The following is a 16,031-nucleotide window of genomic DNA, read 5'->3' as shown; positions in this document are numbered from 1 at the left end:
TGGAGGAGACGATGAAGACGACCAAGTTCTGGACGATCCTGCTCGCCGGGGTGACGCTCGCCGCGATGCCGTTCGCGGCATCGGCGCAGGAGGAAGGTACCAAGGCCGGGCGCGAGCTGCGCGCCGCCTACGACAAGTCGCTGCAGGGCAAGACCGTCGCCTATCTGCCGATCGCGCTCGGCGTGCCGCTGTCCGACGAATGGGGCCGCGTGGTGCAGGAAGAGGCCGAGTGGCGCGGCATGAAATACATCGTGCGCGACCCCAACAACAATCCATCGGCAATGCAGCAGGCGCTGACCGCGCTGGTCGACCAGAAGCCCGACGTCCTGATCGTGCAGAATCCGAGCGTGACGCTGCTGATGAAGGATCTGAAGCGCGCCGAGGCCCAGGGCACCCATGTGATCCAGGTCAACATGGCCTCGAACTACAAGTCCGGCGCCTTTGTCGGCGTCGACTGGCGCGAGATCGGCAGGATGCTCGCGAACGAAGCCGTCAAGGCCTGCGGCACCGGCTCCGGCAAATCGGGCAAGGTGCAGATCGTGCAGGGCGAACTGACCGCTGCCGCCAGCGTCGATCAGGTCGGCGCCATCATGGAGGTGTTGAACAAGGATCCCAACATCAAGGTGGTGTCGAACCAGGCGGCGAACTGGGATGCCAACACCGCGCTCAACATCACCGCGACCGTGATCCAGCAGCATCCCGATCTCTGCGCGTCGATCGGCTTCTGGGGCATCATGGAGTCGGGCGCCGCGCAGGCGATCCGCAATGCCGGCAAGATCGACGATGTGAAGGTGTTCGCCTCGGGCGAGGGCTCGCAGCTCGATTGCGACCAGGTCACGTCGGGCAATTTCAGCAAGTTCCTCAGCTACAAGGCGACCGAGCAGGGCCACGACCTGATGTTCGCAGCCGAGACGTTGCTGATGTCCGGCGACAAGCCCGGCTCGAAAAACCTGTCTTATTACACGCGGCCGATCTGGATCGATAAGTCGAATGCCTCGCTCGGCGGCACCTGCTTCGCGCTACCCAAGAAAAACTAACAAGGCGCGAGACAGCCGGCGCGGGGGGCATTCCCGCGCCGGCTGTATCACGGGTCAGAATCCGGAAACCTTGAAACCGGATCAGGAGTGCTTTGGCGATGTCGATGGCAGTTGATTCCTTTGCCGCATCGGTGCGGCGGTTCTCACCCCGGCTCCTGCTGTCGGAGCTGTTGCTGAAACAGTGGTTCGAGCCGGTCGTTCCCTTCACCGTGATGATCGGACTGTGGGCCTACTTCGCGCTCACCATTCCCGACTACGCTTCGGTGCAGAACTCGGTGTCGCTGCTGCGGCTGTTCGCGGAATTCGGCTTCGTCGCGCTTGCGATGGGCTTCTGCCTCGTTACCGGCGGCATCGACCTTTCGGTCGGCGCGATCTTCGCGCTGTGCAATTTCGCGGCGCTGTACTTCCTGCTGGTGCGCGAATGGCCGGTCGGCCTCGCGGTGCCGGCGACGCTCCTGGTCGGCGCACTGCTCGGCAGCATCAACGGTTTCCTGATCGGCTTCCTGAAGACGCGGCCCTTCCTGACCACGCTGGTGACGCTGATCATCCTGCGCGCCTCGGTCAATCTGCTCAACACCAGCTACGCCCAGGTGTTCGCGACCAACTCGGTCGAGAGCGACGCCTGGGACTTCATCGGCGGCGGCAGCGTGCTCGGCATTCCGGTCAATGCGGCGACGCTGTTCGTGGTGCTGCTGATCTGCCACATCTTCCTGTCGCGCTCGCGCTATGGCTGGCATCTCACCGCGATCGGCGCCAGCCGCAAGGCGGCGCGCCATGCCGGCATCCGCGTCCGGTTGATGCTGTTCATGACCTATGTGCTGTCGGGCACGCTGTGCGCGGCGAGCGGTATCTTCTATGCGGCACGCCAGGCCTCGACGGATTCCACCACCGGCGTCGGCTGGGAATTCCAGGCGCTGACCGCCGTGGTGCTCGGCGGCGTGTCGCTGGCCGGCGGCAAGGGCACGGTGTGGCGGGCGATGATCGGCGCGCTGATCATCTTCCTCTTGATCAACGGCCTCGTGCGCATGGGCATCCCGGGCTATGTCACCTCGGCGGTAACAGGCATGATCCTCCTCGCCGCCGTCGGCATCGACGTCAAATGGTCGAAGAACCGCGGCAAGGCGATCCAGAAGATCTATGTCAATCCGGCCTTCGTGCCGCTCGCCTCGGCGCCCGCGGTGCAGCCGGGCGCGGCGTCGCCCTACGCGCAGAACGACCGGCTGATCAACGCGCAGGCGATCGGCGTCGACCAGGTCGAAGGGCCCGAGGACGTCATCCTCGATCGTCAGGGCCGGCTCTACGGCTCGACCCGCGACGGCAATGTGATCCGTTTCTCCGGGCCTGATTTCAAGACCCGCGAGGTGTTCGCCCATATCGGCGGCCGGCCGCTCGGCATGCAGTTCGATCGCGACGAGAATCTGATCGTCGCGGTCGCCGGCATGGGCGTCTACGGCGTCGCACCCGACGGGCGCATCTTCAAGGTCACCGACGAGACCAACCGCACCTGGTACAAGCTGAATGATGACTCACGCCTTCGCATGGCCGACGACCTCGACATTGCGCCCGACGGCAAGATCTATTTCAGCGACTGCACCACGCGCTACGAGATGACCACCAACACCCTCGACATCCTCGAGGGCCGGCCGAACGGCCGCGTGGTCTGCTACGATCCGGCGACCAAGACCACGCGCACGGTGATCAACCACTTCTATTTCCCGAACGGGATCTGCGTCTCCCATGACGGCAAGTCGATCCTGATCGCGTCGACCTCGCTGTGCAAGGTGTTCCGCCACTGGATCGACGGGCCGAACAAGGGCAAGACCGAAGTGCTGATGGACGAGCTGCCGGGCAACCCCGACAACATCAACCGCGCTTCCGACGGCACCTACTGGCTGGCGCTGGTCGGCATTCGTACGCCCACATTCGACCTTGCCGCGCGAAAACCCGGTTTCCGCTTGCGCATGGTCAAGCAGGTGCCGACCGACGAATGGCTGGCGCCCGCGCTCAACCACGGCTGCGTGCTGAAGTTCAACGAGCAGGGCGAGGCGCTGGAATCGTGGTGGGATCCGACCGGCATCTCGCACTCGACCCTGACCTCGATGCGCGAGCACCAGGGCTATCTCTATCTCGGCGGGCTCGAGAACAACCGCATCGGCCGCATCAAGCTCGACGGCGTCGACGACAGCTGGACCGGCTACGATGCCTATTGGGGCGCAAAGAGCAGGGTGACGACGTAATGGGATTTTTCGATCATCTGCTGCGCGACATCCGCAGCGTCGTCGACCGCGACGGCGGCCAGAACGCGATCCCGCCGCTCGACGGTGCGATGAGCCCGAACGACCGGCTCGACACCGCCGTGCCGATCGGCGAGCCGCTGCCGGGCGTTGACGACGTGATCGCCGCGGGCGACGGGGCGATCTTCGTCTCCGCGGGCCACAAGGTGCTGAAGCTCAGCGGCGCGGATTTCTCCACCCGTGCGGTTGTCGCCGAGTTCGAGGATGATGTCGGCGGGCTCGCGCTGCATCCGGACGGCCGCCTTCTGGTCTGCGTCGCCGGCAGGGGGCTCGCCGCGATCGATCCCGCCAAGCCCGCGCCGCGCTGGCTGGAGGCCGCCGGCGGCAGCGCGCTCGCCGGGCTGTTGTCGGTCACGGCGGCGCCCGACGGCCGCATTTATGCCGTTGAAGGCAGCGCCGGCCGCCGCCCAGGCGAGTGGCGACATGATTTGATGGAGAAGCGCGCCGGCGGCCGCCTGATTAGCTGCGGTGCCGGTCTCGACAACCCGCAGGTGCTGCTGCGCGATCTGCCATATCCTTATGGCGTGATGGTCTCGGCCGACGGCAAGAGCCTGTGGCTCACCGAGAGCTGGGCGCATCGCCTCAGCCGGTTCGCACTAACTGGCACTGGCCTTGGCCCGCGCGAGACCGTCGCCGCCAACATGCCGGGCTATCCGGCGCGGCTGCATCCGGACGGCCTTGGCGGGGTGCTGCTCGCCGTGTTCGCACGCCGCACCCATCTGATCGAATTCGTGCTCAAGGAAGACGATTTCCGCGAAGAAATGATGGCGACGATGCCGCCCGATTACTGGGTGGCGCCGGCGCTGGTCGGCGGCAGCGATTGTCTGGAGCCGATGCAGATCGGCAGCGTCAAGGCGCTCGGCATCCAGAAGCCGTGGGCGCCGCCGCGATCCTATGGCCTGCTCGTGCATCTCGATGCCGAAGGTGAGGCCAGCGACGGCCTGCACAGCCGCGCCGGCGGCCGCTTCCACGGCATCACCGCCGCCTGCGCGACGCCCTCGGGCGTCGTGATCGCGGCGCGCGGCGCCGGACGGCTGCTGCGCTACACGGGAGAGCTGCGATGAATGACGGCGTGACGCAGGCGGCACCCGCGATCCAGTCCGCAACCCGCGAGCCGGTGCTGCAGATCAACAATGGCTCCAAGATCTACGGCGGTGTCCACGCCATCGAGGGCGTCAATTTCGATCTCTATCCCGGCGAGGTGCATGCGCTGGTCGGCGAGAACGGCGCCGGCAAGTCGACGCTGTGCAAGGCGATCGCGGGCGCGATCAATCTCACCTCCGGCGACTACCTGCTCGACGGCAAGCCCGCCAATTTCGAGCAGCCGCGCGACGCGCTAGATGCCGGCATTTGCATGGTCTATCAGGAGACCAGCCTGGTGCCGACCATGACCGCGGCGCAGAACATCGAGCTCGGCAATGAAAAGCTGCTGACGCGCTTCCGCACGCTGAACATCCAGGCCCAGCAGCTCTTGCAGTCGCTCAATTTCCACGTCGATCCGGCAACGCCGGTGGCGCTGCTCGGCACCGCCAAGAAGCAGATGGTGGAGATCGCGCGCGCGATCTACAACAAGGCGCGCATCATCATCTTCGACGAACCGACCGCGTCGCTGACGCCGGAGGAAATCGTCCACTTCTTCCATCTGGTGCGCGACCTGCGCGCCCGCGGCGTCTCGATCATTTACATCTCCCATGCGCTGGAGGAATCGCTGCAGATTGCCGATCGCATCACCGTGCTCCGCGACGGCAAGCTGGTGATCACGGCGCCCGCCAAACAGCTCACCCGCGATGCGCTGGTGCAGCACATGGTCGGGCGCGAGGTGGCGCAGGCGGTCTATGGCGGCAGAGCGAAGACCCACCAGCGCCGCGAGAAGGTGCTGACCGTCGAGAACGTCACCATGGGCATGGCGGTCAAGAACATGTCGTTCTCGGTCTATGCCGGCGAGGTGGTCGGCATCGCCGGCCTGATCGGCTCCGGCCGCACCGAGATCGCCAAGATCGTCTACGGCGCGTTGAAGCGCAATCTGGTCAATGGCGGCACCATCCGGCTGCGGGGAAAACCGATCCGCTACCGCGTGCCGCGGCAGGCGATCAATGACGGCATCGCCTACATCACCGAGGACCGCAAGGCCAACGGCTTCTTCGAGACCATGGTGGTCGACGACAACGTCTATATCGGCAATCTCGCCACAAGGAAGGGCTGGAGCTTCCTGCTGTCGCGCGCGAAGCGCAGCAAGCTCGCCAGTTACTGGGTTGACCGGCTCAAGATCAGTGCATTGCAGCGCAAGGCGCGGATCATCGAGCTGTCCGGCGGCAACCAGCAGAAGGTGGTGCTGGCCAAGACACTGGTGCAGGAACCGTCGATCATCTTCTTCGACGAGCCGACGCGAGGCGTCGACGTCGGCACCATCCCGCACATCCACGGCGAAATCCGCCGCCTCGCGGACGAGGGCAAGGCGGTGGTGGTGATTTCGTCCTATCTGCCGGAGATCCTCGCCGTCTCCGACCGCATCCTGGTCGCCCGCACCGGCCGCATCGTCGCCGAGTTCGACGCCGCCGACGCGACGCAGGACAAGATCCTGTACGCCGCGGTGCATTGAGATCGCGCGACTTCTCTCTCTTGTCATTCCGGGGCGACGCGTAGCGTCGAGCCCGGAATCCATTCCGCCGCACAAGATGTGGCCCGATGGATTCCGGGCTCAGCCCTTCGGGCTGCCCCGGAATGACGAGCCGCGACATGAGTAGGGCGGATTGCGCCTTCCGCCTTCGCTCGTTGAGCTACGGCGGACGTAGTCGGTTAATCCGCCCTTGATGTCGACACATGCGCACCGGCGGCGCCTCATCCTCGATGTCGTCCCGGCGAAGGCCGGGACCCAACCACAATTTGTCATTATTGCGCGTCGCTGGAACGACGAGTCCCGCCGACAACATCTGCTGCGGCGTATGGGTCCCGGCCTGCGCCGGGACGACAGCAATGGGTGGGGCGTCAACCGCCCTTGACAATTATTTTAAGTATAAAATAATATGCCGTATCGGCTGGCGGGAAAACCGACCCCGGCCGAAGCCAGAGCATGATCCGGAAAAGTGGCACCCGGTTTTCCGACGCGATCATGCTCAAACGGAAAGGCGAGTACGCCATGCGCATCGTTTGCATTGGAGGCGGGCCGGCCGGGCTCTACTTCGGCATCCTGATGAAGATGCTGGATCCCGCGCACGAGATCTCCGTGGTCGAGCGCAACCGGCCCTACGACACGTTCGGCTTCGGCGTGGTGTTCTCGGATGCGACCATGGACAACATGCGCAAATGGGACCCGGTCACCGCCGACACGATCGAGCAGGCCTTCAACCACTGGGACGACATCGATGTCCTGATCAAGGGCCGCCGCATGCGCACCACCGGCCACGGCTTCGTCGGCATCGGCCGCAAGCGGCTGCTCAACATCCTGCAGGCGCGGGCCGAGCAGCTCGGCGTCGAATTGATCTTCGAACGCGAGGTCAATTCCGACCTCGAATTCCCCGACGCCGACCTGATCGTGGCCTGCGACGGCGTGAACTCGAAGGTCCGTGCCAAATATGCCGAGACCTTCCAGCCCGACATGCTGATGCGGCCGAACCGCTATATCTGGCTTGGGACGAACCGTCCCTTCGATGCCTTCACCTTCGACTTCCGCAAGACCGAGCATGGCTGGTTCCAGTCGCACATCTACAAGTTCGAGGAGGGCGCGGCGACCTTCATCGTCGAGACCACCGAGGAGGCGTATCTCGCCCACGGCCTAGACAAGATGGATCAGGGAGAATCCATCGCGTTCTGCGAGAAGGTGTTCGCCGAAATCCTCGAGGGGCATCATCTGGTCTCGAACGCGCGGCATCTGCGCGGCTCGGCCTGGCTGTCGTTTCCGCGATTGATCTGCGGCAAGTGGACCGCGTTCAACGGCAACAGCCATGTCGTGCTGATGGGCGATGCCGCCCACACCGCGCATTTCGCGATCGGCTCGGGCACCAAGCTCGCGCTGGAAGATGCGATCGAGCTCACCAACCAGTTCAAGATCCACGGCGCGACCAAGGACAGCATTCCCGCCGTGCTGAAGGCTTACGAGGAGCTGCGCCGGGTCGACGTGGCGCGGATCCAGAATGCCGCACGCAACGCGATGGAATGGTTCGAGGTGGTCGGCTCGCGCTATGCCGACACGCTGGAGCCGGAGCAGTTCATGTATTCGCTGCTGACCCGCTCGCAGCGCATCAGCCACGAGAATCTGAGGCTGCGCGACAAGACATGGCTCGAAGGCTATGAGCGCTGGTTTGCCGAGCGCAGCGGCGTGCCGGCCACCAACGAGCGCGTCACGCCGCCGATGCTGACGCCGTTCCAGATCCGCGGCCTGTCGCTGCACAACCGGATCATCGTCTCGCCGATGGCGATGTATTCGGCGGAGGAGGGCGTGCCGAACGACTTCCATCTGGTGCATTTCGGCTCCCGCGCGCTCGGCGGCGCCGGCCTGTTGTTCACCGAGATGACCTGCGTCTCGCCGGAGGCGCGGATCACGCCCGGCTGCTGCGGCCTGTGGAATGACGCGCAGGCGGTGGCCTATAAGCGGATCGTCGAATTCGTGCATCGCAATTCGCAAGCGCGGATCGGCATCCAGCTCGGCCATGCCGGCCGCAAGGGTTCGACGCGCGTCGCCTGGGAAGGCATGGACGAACCGCTGCCGGATCACAACTGGCCGCTGGTGTCGGCCTCACCGGTGCCTTATCTGCCCGACGGCCAGATCCCGGAGCCGATGAGCCGCGCCGAGATGGACGAGGTGCGCGACCAGTTCGTTGCCGCCGCCCGGCGCGCCGCCAGCGCCGGCTTCGATATTCTGGAGCTGCACTGCGCTCACGGCTATCTGCTGTCGAGCTTCCTGTCGCCGCTGACCAACCGCCGCACCGACGACTATGGCGGATCGATCGAGAACCGCGCGCGTTATCCGCTGGAGGTGTTCCGCGCCATCCGCGCGGTGTGGCCGGAGGACAAGCCGATGTCGGTCCGCCTGTCCTGTCACGATTGGGCCGAGGGCGGCAATACGTCCGAGGACGCGCTGGCCTTCGCAAAATTGTTCAAGGCGGCCGGCGCCGACCTGATCGATTGCTCGTCGGGCCAGGTCTGGGCCGACGATCATCCGATCTATGGCCGGCTCTACCAGACGCCGTTCGCCGACAAGATCCGCAATGAGGTCGGCATCGCCACCATCGCGGTCGGCGCAATCTCGGAGGCGGACCACGCCAATTCGATCATCGCCGCCGGCCGCGCCGATCTCTGCGCCATCGCGCGGCCGCATCTGGCCGATCCGGCGTGGACGCTGCATGAGGCCGCGAAGATCGGCGTCAAGCAGATCGCCTGGCCGAAGCAGTATCAGTCGGGCAAGTCGCAATACGAGGCCAATCTCGAACGCGTAGCCGCGGAAGTGAAAGCATGACAGGGTTCTGGCCCAACGCCCATGCGCTCGTCACCGGTGCAGGTTCCGGCATCGGCGCCGCAACGGCGGTAGCACTCGCAACAGCCGGCGTGCGCGTCAGCGTCGCCGGTCGCCGGATCGACGCGCTGAAGGCGACGGCTGCATTGCTCGGTAGGCGCGCGGGCGCTGTTGCCGCGATCGACGTGACCGATGAAGCTGCCGTGACCAAGGGTGTCGCGCAGATCGAGGCCGAGGCCGGCCCGGTCGATATCCTCGTCAACAATGCCGGGAAGGCTGCGAGCGCGCCGTTCGACAAGACGAGCGCGGGGCTGTGGGCGGACATGCTGGCAAGCAATCTCTCCAGCGTGTTCCTGGTGACGCATGCGGTGCTGCCTGCCATGGCGCAGCGCGGCCGCGGGCGCGTGATCAACGTGGCTTCGACCGCGGGCCTCACCGGCTACGCCTATGTCTCGGCCTATGTCGCGGCCAAGCACGGCGTCGTCGGCCTGACGCGCTCGCTGGCGCTGGAATACGCGCGGCGCGGGGTCACCGTGAATGCGGTCTGCCCCGGCTACACCGATACGCCGCTGGTGGCGGATGCCGCTGCGAACATCGTCGCCAAGACCGGGCGCAGCGAGCAGGAGGCGCGGGCCACACTCGCCAAGGTCAATCCGATGCAGCGGCTGGTCACGCCGGAGGAGGTCGCCGATACCATCCTCTGGCTCGCATCCGAGGGCGCATCGTCAATCAACGGACAAGCCGTCGCGGTTGCCGGCGGCGAAGTCTTTACCGGGTGAAGGAACACATGATGTCCGAGATGAAAGCAAAGCTCCGGCCGTTCAGGGATTATCCCGCAAAGCACTTCCGCTGGCAGGCCGACGCGAGCGGCCGTGTCGCCACGATCACGCTGAACCGGCCGGACAAGAAGAACCCGCTGACCTTCGAGTCCTACGAAGAGCTGCGCGATCTCTTCACCAATCTCAAATATGCCTCCGACGTCCGTGCCATCGTGCTGACCGGTGCCGAAGGCAATTTCTGCTCCGGCGGCGACGTGTTCGAGATCATCGAACCGTTGACGCGGATGGCGATGCCGGACCTGCTCGCCTTCACCCGGATGACCGGCGAGGTGGTGCGGGCGATGCGCAAATGCCCGCAGATCATCGTGGCCGCGATCGACGGCATCTGCGCCGGGGCCGGTGCGATGCTGGCACTGGCATCCGACCTGCGGCTGGCGACGCCGCAGGCCAAGACCGCATTCCTGTTCACCCGCGTCGGCCTCGCCGGCGCCGATATGGGTGCGTGCGGGCTGTTGCCGCGCGTGATCGGGCAGGGCCATGCCGCCGATCTGCTCTACACCGGCCGCGCGATGAGCGCCGACGAGGGGTTTGCGTGGGGCTTCCACAACCGCCTGGTGCCGCCGGCCGAGCTCGCCGCAGCCGCGCAGGAACTGGCGCGCTCGCTTGCGGATGGACCGTGGTTCGCGCATGGCGTGACAAAAACGATGTTCAACCAGGAATGGGCGATGGGCGTCGACGAGATGATCGAGTCCGAAGCGCAGGCGCAGGCGATCTGCATGGTGACGGGCGATTTCCGCCGCGCCTTCGAGGCCTTCGCCGCCAAGCAGAAACCGGCCTTCGAGGGCAATTGAGATGATCGAGATCCTGCAACCGGAAGGATGGGCGAAGCCGATCGGCTACGCCAACGGCGTGGCCGCGCGCGGCAAACAGATCTTCATCGCCGGCCAGATCGGCTGGAACGGGCAATGTGTGTTCGAGAGCGACGATCTCGTGGCGCAGATCGGCCAGACCCTGCGCAACATCGTCGCGGTCGCGGCCGCCGGCGGGGCCGGGCCGGAGCACATCGTGTCGATGACCTGGTTCTTGCTCGACCGCAAGGAATATTCCGCGCGGCTGAAGGAGATCGGCACGGTCTATCGCGACGTGATCGGCCGGCGCTTTCCGGCGATGACGGCGATCCAGGTTGCCGGGCTGATCGAGGACCGCGCCAAGGTGGAAATCCAGGCCATCGCGGTAGTGCCGGATTGACGACGCCGGATTGTCAAACCCGTCATCCTGAGGAGCCGCGAAGCGGCGTCTCGAAGGATGCACGGCCCGGCTGGTGGCCGTCGACCCTTCGAGACGCGCGTTCCGCGCTCCTCAGGGTGACGGGGATGGATGGGAGTGCGCTGAGCGACTGTTAATCCTAAGGCGAAACAGCGCGGATTGGCCAAGACCGGCGGCGACAAACCCGCTTGCGGCCGGGCAAAGGGCCGTGCGACCTTAGGCGAAAGCGTAAAGCGTCCTGTTGTGAGTGGAGTGAGGGACGATGAAGGCGATTATCGTCGGAGGCGGAATCGGAGGCCTCACCACTGCGCTGATGCTGCGTTCGCGCGGCATCAGTTGCGAGCTGTACGAGCAGTCGGAGACGATCCGCGAGCTTGGCGTCGGCATCAACACCTTGCCGCATGCGATCCGCGAGCTGGCCGGGCTTGGCCTGCTCGACAAACTCGACGAGGTCGCGATCCGCACCTCAGAGCTGTTCTATCTGACGCGGCATGGCCAGCAGGTCTGGCACGAGAAGCGCGGGCTCGATGCCGGCCACGACGTGCCGCAATTCTCAGTTCATCGCGGGCGCCTGCAAGGCGTGATCCATCAGGCCGTGATCGACCGGCTTGGCGCGGATGCGATCCGCACCGGCTGCCGGCTCGGCTCTTTCACGCAGGATGAGGGCGGCGTCTCCGCGTATTTCTTCGATCGCAGTGGCAGCCATGTGCACACCGCGCGTGGCGACATCCTGATCGGTGCCGACGGCATCCACTCCAAGGTGCGGCAGACGCTGTTTCCCGATGAGGGCGGTCCGTGCTGGAACGGACTGATGCTGTGGCGCGGCGCCACCGATTGGCCGGCCTTCCTGACTGGACGTTCGATGATCATCGCCGGCGGGCTGAACGCCAAGGCCGTGATCTATCCGATCGCGCCGGGATCGAGCCCGGCAAGCCGCCTCACCAACTGGGCGGTGCTGGTCCGGATCGGCGACAGCTCCGCGCCGCCGCCGCGCCGCGAGGGCTGGTCCAATCTAGGCCGCCGCGACGAGATGATGCCCTATGTCACTGGTTTCACCATCCCGCAGGTCGACTTTGCCGGCCTGATCAACGCGACGCCGGAGTTCTGGGAGTATCCGTGCTGCGACCGCGACCCGCTGCCCTATTGGTCGAGCGGCCGCGTCACGCTGCTCGGCGACGCCGCGCATCCGATGTATCCGGTCGGCTCGAACGGCGCGTCGCAGGCCATTCTCGATGCGCGCTGCCTCGCCGACATGCTGGCGCGGGCTGAGCATCCGCGCCAGGCGCTGGCGGCCTATGAGCGGCAGCGGCTGCCGATGACCGCCGACATCGTCGCCTCCAACCGCCGCGGCGGGCCGGAGGGTGTGATCGATGCCGTCGAGCAGCTCGCGCCGCAGGGCTTTACCGACGTCGACACCATCCTCAATTACGAAGCGCGCGAAGCAATCGTCCGCGGCTATGCCGCGAAGGCGGGCTTCGCCGCGCGCGTGGTGGCGCGGCAGTAGGCAGGCTTCCGAGAGGAAAATGCGCAGGAGCCAAAACTGCTGCCCTTCGTGCTGAGAAGGCAATCTCTGATCCGTCACCCTGAGAGGATGTGAGGCTATATCCTCGTCCACCGCTGTCATCGCCTGGCCTGTGCGCAATTGCGCACATGGACCGGGCGATCCAGTACGCCGCGACCTCTCGGCTCAAGCACCGCGGTCTCTGGGATACTGGATCACCCGCATGCGCGGGTGATGACACTGAGCAAGCTGAGCAATCACTCCGTCACCCTGAGGAGGCCGCAGCGCGGCCGTCTCGAAGGGTCGACGGCCACCAGCCGGGCCGTGCATCCTTCGAGACGCGCTGCGCGCTCCTCCAGCGACAATGGCGCAGCCATTGCGCGGGGATCACGGAGAAGCCGTCGCGCAACTACGCCGGAGGCGGCGGCAGGAAATGGATGTTGTGCTCGGCGGCGAGCCGCACCACGTCGTCCGGGTTCTGCTCCTTCATGTTGTGAATCGCCCAGAACAGGTCGTAGAGCCTGCGCGTCGGCGACACCCAAAACAGCGTCTTGGCCGGCTGCTGCGACTTGTTGAAGATGCCGTGCGGCTTGCCCGCCGGCAGGCGCACCAGGTCGCCGGGCGTTGCCGATTCATCGGCGCCGTCGAGCATGAAGTCGAGCTTGCCCTCGAGGATATAGAGGTACTCGTCCTGGTCGGGATGGATGTGCGGCGGGACGAAGGTACCCGGCGGGAAGGTGGCGTGCCAGGAGAAGGAATGCTCGGTGCGGCTCTTCGGCACATAGGTCTGGCCGAGGATGCTCCAGGAAATGCCCTGGATGCCCTCATTGGCGCGGGTGATGCCGGCGATCTCTTCTTTCATGTTTGTACGTCCTCTTGTGAGCTATTTGGCGGCGCAGTCCTTGGCGTAGCGGTCGCCATAATTCGAGAACACCTTCTCGACGATCTCGGTCTGGAACTTGCCGTCTGGCCGCTTCGCGACCTTGGTGAGGTAGAAATCCTGGATCGGATAGCCGTTGTTGTTGAACTTGAAGTTACCGCGCAGCGAGGTGAAGTCGGCCTTCCTCAGCGCGGCCCCGACCGCGTCCTTGTTGGAGAGGTCGCCCTTCACGGCCTTGACCGCGCTGTCGATCAACAGCGCTGCGTCATAGGCCTGCATGGCGTAGGTGCCAGGCACGCCCTTGTAGGCCGCCTCATAGGCCGCGACGAACTTCTTGCTCTGGGGATTGTCGAGATCAGGCGCCCAGTTCGCACCGCCGAACATGCCGACGGCAGCGTCCTGCTGCGCGGGCAGGGTGGATTCGTCGACAGTGAAGGCGGAGAGCACCGGCACGGTCGCGCCGGCCTGCTTGTACTGCTTCACGAGGTTGACGCCCATGCCGCCCGGCATGAAGGTGAACAGCGCGTCCGGCTTCAGCGAGGCGATCTTGGAGAGCTCGGGCTGGAAATCCAGCGTGTTCAGCGGCGTGTAGGATTCCTCTGATATCTCGCCCTTGTAGTCGAGCTTGAAGCCGGCGACGGAGTCGCGGCCGGCCTGATAGTTCGGCACCAAGAGGTAGACGCGCTTGTAGCCGCGGTCCTGCGCCACCTTGCCGAGGACCTCGTGCACTTGATCGTTCTGGTACGACGTCACGTAGAAGAACGGGTTGCACTCCTTGCCGGCGTAGCTGGAGGGACCGGCATTCGGGCTGATCAGGAAGGTCTTGCTCTCGGTGACCGGGCGGTGGATCGCCTGCAGGATGTTGGAGAAGATCGGGCCGACCACGAAATCGACCTTGTCGCGCTCGAGCAGGCCGCGCACCTTGACGACGGCAGCGTCGGGCTTGAGCTCGTCGTCGGCGTTGACGATCTCGACATCGCGGCCGGCCATCTTGCCGCCGAGATCCTTGACCGCGAGCGCAAAGCCGTCGCGGACCTGCTGGCCAAGCGCTGCAGCTGGTCCCGAAGTCGTCACCAGCACGCCGATCTTGATCTTCTCCTGCGCGGTCGCGGGGGTTACTGCGATACCCAGCAGCGCCGCCAGTCCAACGAGCTTCGTCAATTGTTTCATATCTCTCCCCCAACCACCGGCTTGCTGCCTTTGTCTCAGCCTCATTGGCCCCAGCTTAGTCTGACGCGCGCGACCGCTGCAAGCGATGTGGCAATGCGTCAGGGCGATCGCCGCGCACCGTGCAAGTGTTGCACATGCAAGCGCCGCGCCAATTGCTTGAAGTTTAAAGAAATTGCCGGGTCGGCCGGGAGTTTCAGGCAGGATTCGCAATTGTCCTTGCGGGGCAGCGCGAATTGCTTGAAGCTCAAAGCAATCGATCCGACCGAAACCCGGCGCGGAGGCACGATCGCCGCATGAACCTCGATTCCGAAACCAAAGCCGTCGAACTGCCCGACGATCACGGCACCGAGCTCAGGCTGTGGCTGCGTCTCTTGACCTGCACCACGCTGATCGAAGGCGAGGTGCGCAGCCAATTGCGCGAGAAGTTCGATGTCACGCTGCCGCGCTTCGACCTGATGGCCCAGCTCGACAAGGTGTCCGACGGCATGACGCTGTCGGACCTGTCGAAGCGGATGATGGTGTCGAATGGCAACGTCACCGGGCTGGTCGAGCGGCTGGTCGAGTCCGGCCATCTCGATCGCCGCACCTCGGAGACCGACCGCCGCGTGCAGTTCATCCGGCTGACCAGGCTCGGCCGCGCCGAATTCCGCAAGATGGCGGCCGAGCACGAGAAATGGATCGCCGATATCTTCGGCGACCTGTCGCCGAAGGATATCCGCGAACTGATGCGGTTGCTTGCCAAGGCCAAGGGCTCGGCCCAGCGCTCCGCCAAGGCGAGGACCGCTTGAGCCGTGAGCGAGATCGATTACGAGGTCGAATACAACAACCGGGCCCGGGTGCCGGAAAACCCGGCGCTGATGGCCGGCTGGGCGAGGGACTCCGCGGCCTATCGCGAGCAGCATCCGCCGCGTCGCCTGACCTATGGACCGGGCAGCCGCAACGTCATCGATCTCTTCGAGGGTAACAGCGACAGGCCGCTCGTCGTCTTCATCCATGGCGGCTATTGGCAGGCGCTCGATGGATCGTCATCGAGCCACTGCGCACGGGGCCTCAATGGTCACGGCATCAGCGTTGCGGTGCCGAGTTACGACCTCTGCCCCAACGTCACGGTCGCCGACATCATCGGCCAGATGCGCGCGGCGTCACGCGAACTGGCGAAGCTCGGCCGGCCGCTGGTCATGTCGGGGCATTCCGCGGGCGGGCATCTTGCCGCATGCATGCTCGCGACCGATTGGCCGGCCTACGATGCGTCGCTGCCGACGGATCTGGTCAGGGCTGCTTACGCGATCTCCGGCCTGTTCGAGCTCGAGCCGCTGGTCGGTACCTCCATCAACAAGGCGCTTGGCCTTGACCGCGACGCAGCAAGGGCGGCGAGCCCGCTGCTCTGGAAAGCGCCCGCAGGCGCAACGCTCGATGCAGTGGTTGGCGGCGAAGAGAGCGCCGAGTATCACCGGCAGAGCCGGACCATCGCCGAAGTCTGGGGCAAGGCCGGCGTAGCGACACGGTTCGGCACTGTGCCCAATGCCAATCATTTCACCGCGATCGCACCGCTCGCCGACCCGGAGTCGGAGATGGTCGCACGGCTGAAGCAGCTCACGCAGATCTGAGGTTCGCAGGACCGCGCCATGTCCACGCGATTTCCACCCTTGCGCCAA

13 protein-coding genes are annotated in these 16,031 nt (G+C 65.3%); 11 read left to right on the top strand and 2 right to left on the bottom strand.

Annotated features, from left to right (window positions below; genetic code table 11):
• Positions 1 to 11 precede the first annotated feature (11 nt).
• The 9 genes from ACE10Z_RS29500 to ACE10Z_RS29460 all read left to right on the top strand — a co-directional run bounded on the left by ACE10Z_RS29500 (position 12) and on the right by ACE10Z_RS29460 (position 12,329).
• Positions 12 to 1,037, top strand: a complete 1,026-nt coding sequence (locus ACE10Z_RS29500; protein ID WP_375783899.1) for a sugar ABC transporter substrate-binding protein — start codon at positions 12 to 14, stop codon at positions 1,035 to 1,037.
• Between the two features lie 98 nt (positions 1,038 to 1,135).
• Entirely contained in the window at positions 1,136 to 3,274 is a 2,139-nt protein-coding gene (locus ACE10Z_RS29495) for an ABC transporter permease (RefSeq protein WP_375783898.1), read from the top strand.
• Entirely contained in the window at positions 3,274 to 4,395 is a 1,122-nt protein-coding gene (locus ACE10Z_RS29490) for an SMP-30/gluconolactonase/LRE family protein (RefSeq protein ID WP_375783897.1), read from the top strand. Before ACE10Z_RS29495 ends, ACE10Z_RS29490 begins: the two co-directional genes overlap by 1 nt.
• On the top strand, positions 4,392 to 5,930 hold the full coding sequence (locus ACE10Z_RS29485; protein ID WP_375783896.1) for a sugar ABC transporter ATP-binding protein: 1,539 nt from the start codon (positions 4,392 to 4,394) through the stop codon (positions 5,928 to 5,930). Before ACE10Z_RS29490 ends, ACE10Z_RS29485 begins: the two co-directional genes overlap by 4 nt.
• Before the next feature lie 537 nt (positions 5,931 to 6,467).
• Positions 6,468 to 8,783, top strand: coding sequence for a bifunctional salicylyl-CoA 5-hydroxylase/oxidoreductase (locus ACE10Z_RS29480; protein WP_375789951.1), 2,316 nt, complete (start codon positions 6,468 to 6,470; stop codon positions 8,781 to 8,783).
• The gene (locus ACE10Z_RS29475) at positions 8,780 to 9,559 is read left to right on the top strand and encodes an SDR family NAD(P)-dependent oxidoreductase (protein ID WP_375783895.1); all 780 of its coding nucleotides are present in this window, start codon (positions 8,780 to 8,782) and stop codon (positions 9,557 to 9,559) included. The genes ACE10Z_RS29480 and ACE10Z_RS29475 overlap by 4 nt, the downstream gene beginning before the upstream one ends.
• A gap of 11 nt (positions 9,560 to 9,570) precedes the next feature.
• Positions 9,571 to 10,410 carry an enoyl-CoA hydratase family protein gene (locus ACE10Z_RS29470; protein ID WP_375783894.1) on the top strand — a complete coding sequence of 280 codons (840 nt, stop codon included), beginning with the start codon at positions 9,571 to 9,573 and terminating at the stop codon, positions 10,408 to 10,410.
• 1 nt (position 10,411) lies between these two features.
• Positions 10,412 to 10,807, top strand: a complete 396-nt coding sequence (locus ACE10Z_RS29465) for a RidA family protein (RefSeq protein ID WP_375783893.1) — start codon at positions 10,412 to 10,414, stop codon at positions 10,805 to 10,807.
• A 280-nt stretch (positions 10,808 to 11,087) separates the two neighbouring features.
• A complete protein-coding gene (locus tag ACE10Z_RS29460; RefSeq protein WP_375783892.1) occupies positions 11,088 to 12,329 on the top strand; it encodes a flavin-dependent oxidoreductase in 1,242 nt (413 codons plus the stop codon).
• Positions 12,330 to 12,735: 406 nt separating this feature from the next.
• Here the strand turns inward: ACE10Z_RS29460 and ACE10Z_RS29455 are convergent, their stop codons facing one another.
• Positions 12,736 to 13,188 (bottom strand): cupin domain-containing protein, encoded by a 453-nt coding sequence (locus ACE10Z_RS29455; RefSeq protein ID WP_212310936.1) that lies wholly within the window; start codon positions 13,186 to 13,188, stop codon positions 12,736 to 12,738.
• A gap of 21 nt (positions 13,189 to 13,209) precedes the next feature.
• Positions 13,210 to 14,376, bottom strand: a complete 1,167-nt coding sequence (locus ACE10Z_RS29450) for an ABC transporter substrate-binding protein (protein ID WP_375783891.1) — start codon at positions 14,374 to 14,376, stop codon at positions 13,210 to 13,212.
• 293 nt (positions 14,377 to 14,669) lie between these two features.
• Between ACE10Z_RS29450 and ACE10Z_RS29445 the strand changes: the two genes are divergently transcribed.
• Together ACE10Z_RS29445 and ACE10Z_RS29440 are read left to right on the top strand one after the other, a co-directional pair.
• The gene (locus ACE10Z_RS29445; RefSeq protein ID WP_375783890.1) at positions 14,670 to 15,164 is read left to right on the top strand and encodes a MarR family winged helix-turn-helix transcriptional regulator; all 495 of its coding nucleotides are present in this window, start codon (positions 14,670 to 14,672) and stop codon (positions 15,162 to 15,164) included.
• 3 nt (positions 15,165 to 15,167) lie between these two features.
• Complete coding sequence (locus tag ACE10Z_RS29440; protein ID WP_375783889.1) at positions 15,168 to 15,983, top strand: alpha/beta hydrolase; 816 nt, start codon at positions 15,168 to 15,170, stop codon at positions 15,981 to 15,983.
• The last annotated feature ends 48 nt before the right edge of the window (positions 15,984 to 16,031 follow it).

The organism is Bradyrhizobium sp. Pha-3 (assembly GCF_042258615.1).
Taxonomy (GTDB): domain Bacteria; phylum Pseudomonadota; class Alphaproteobacteria; order Rhizobiales; family Xanthobacteraceae; genus Bradyrhizobium.
Note: the sequence above shows the minus strand (reverse complement) of the source record. Positions and strands in the feature narration are given on the sequence as shown.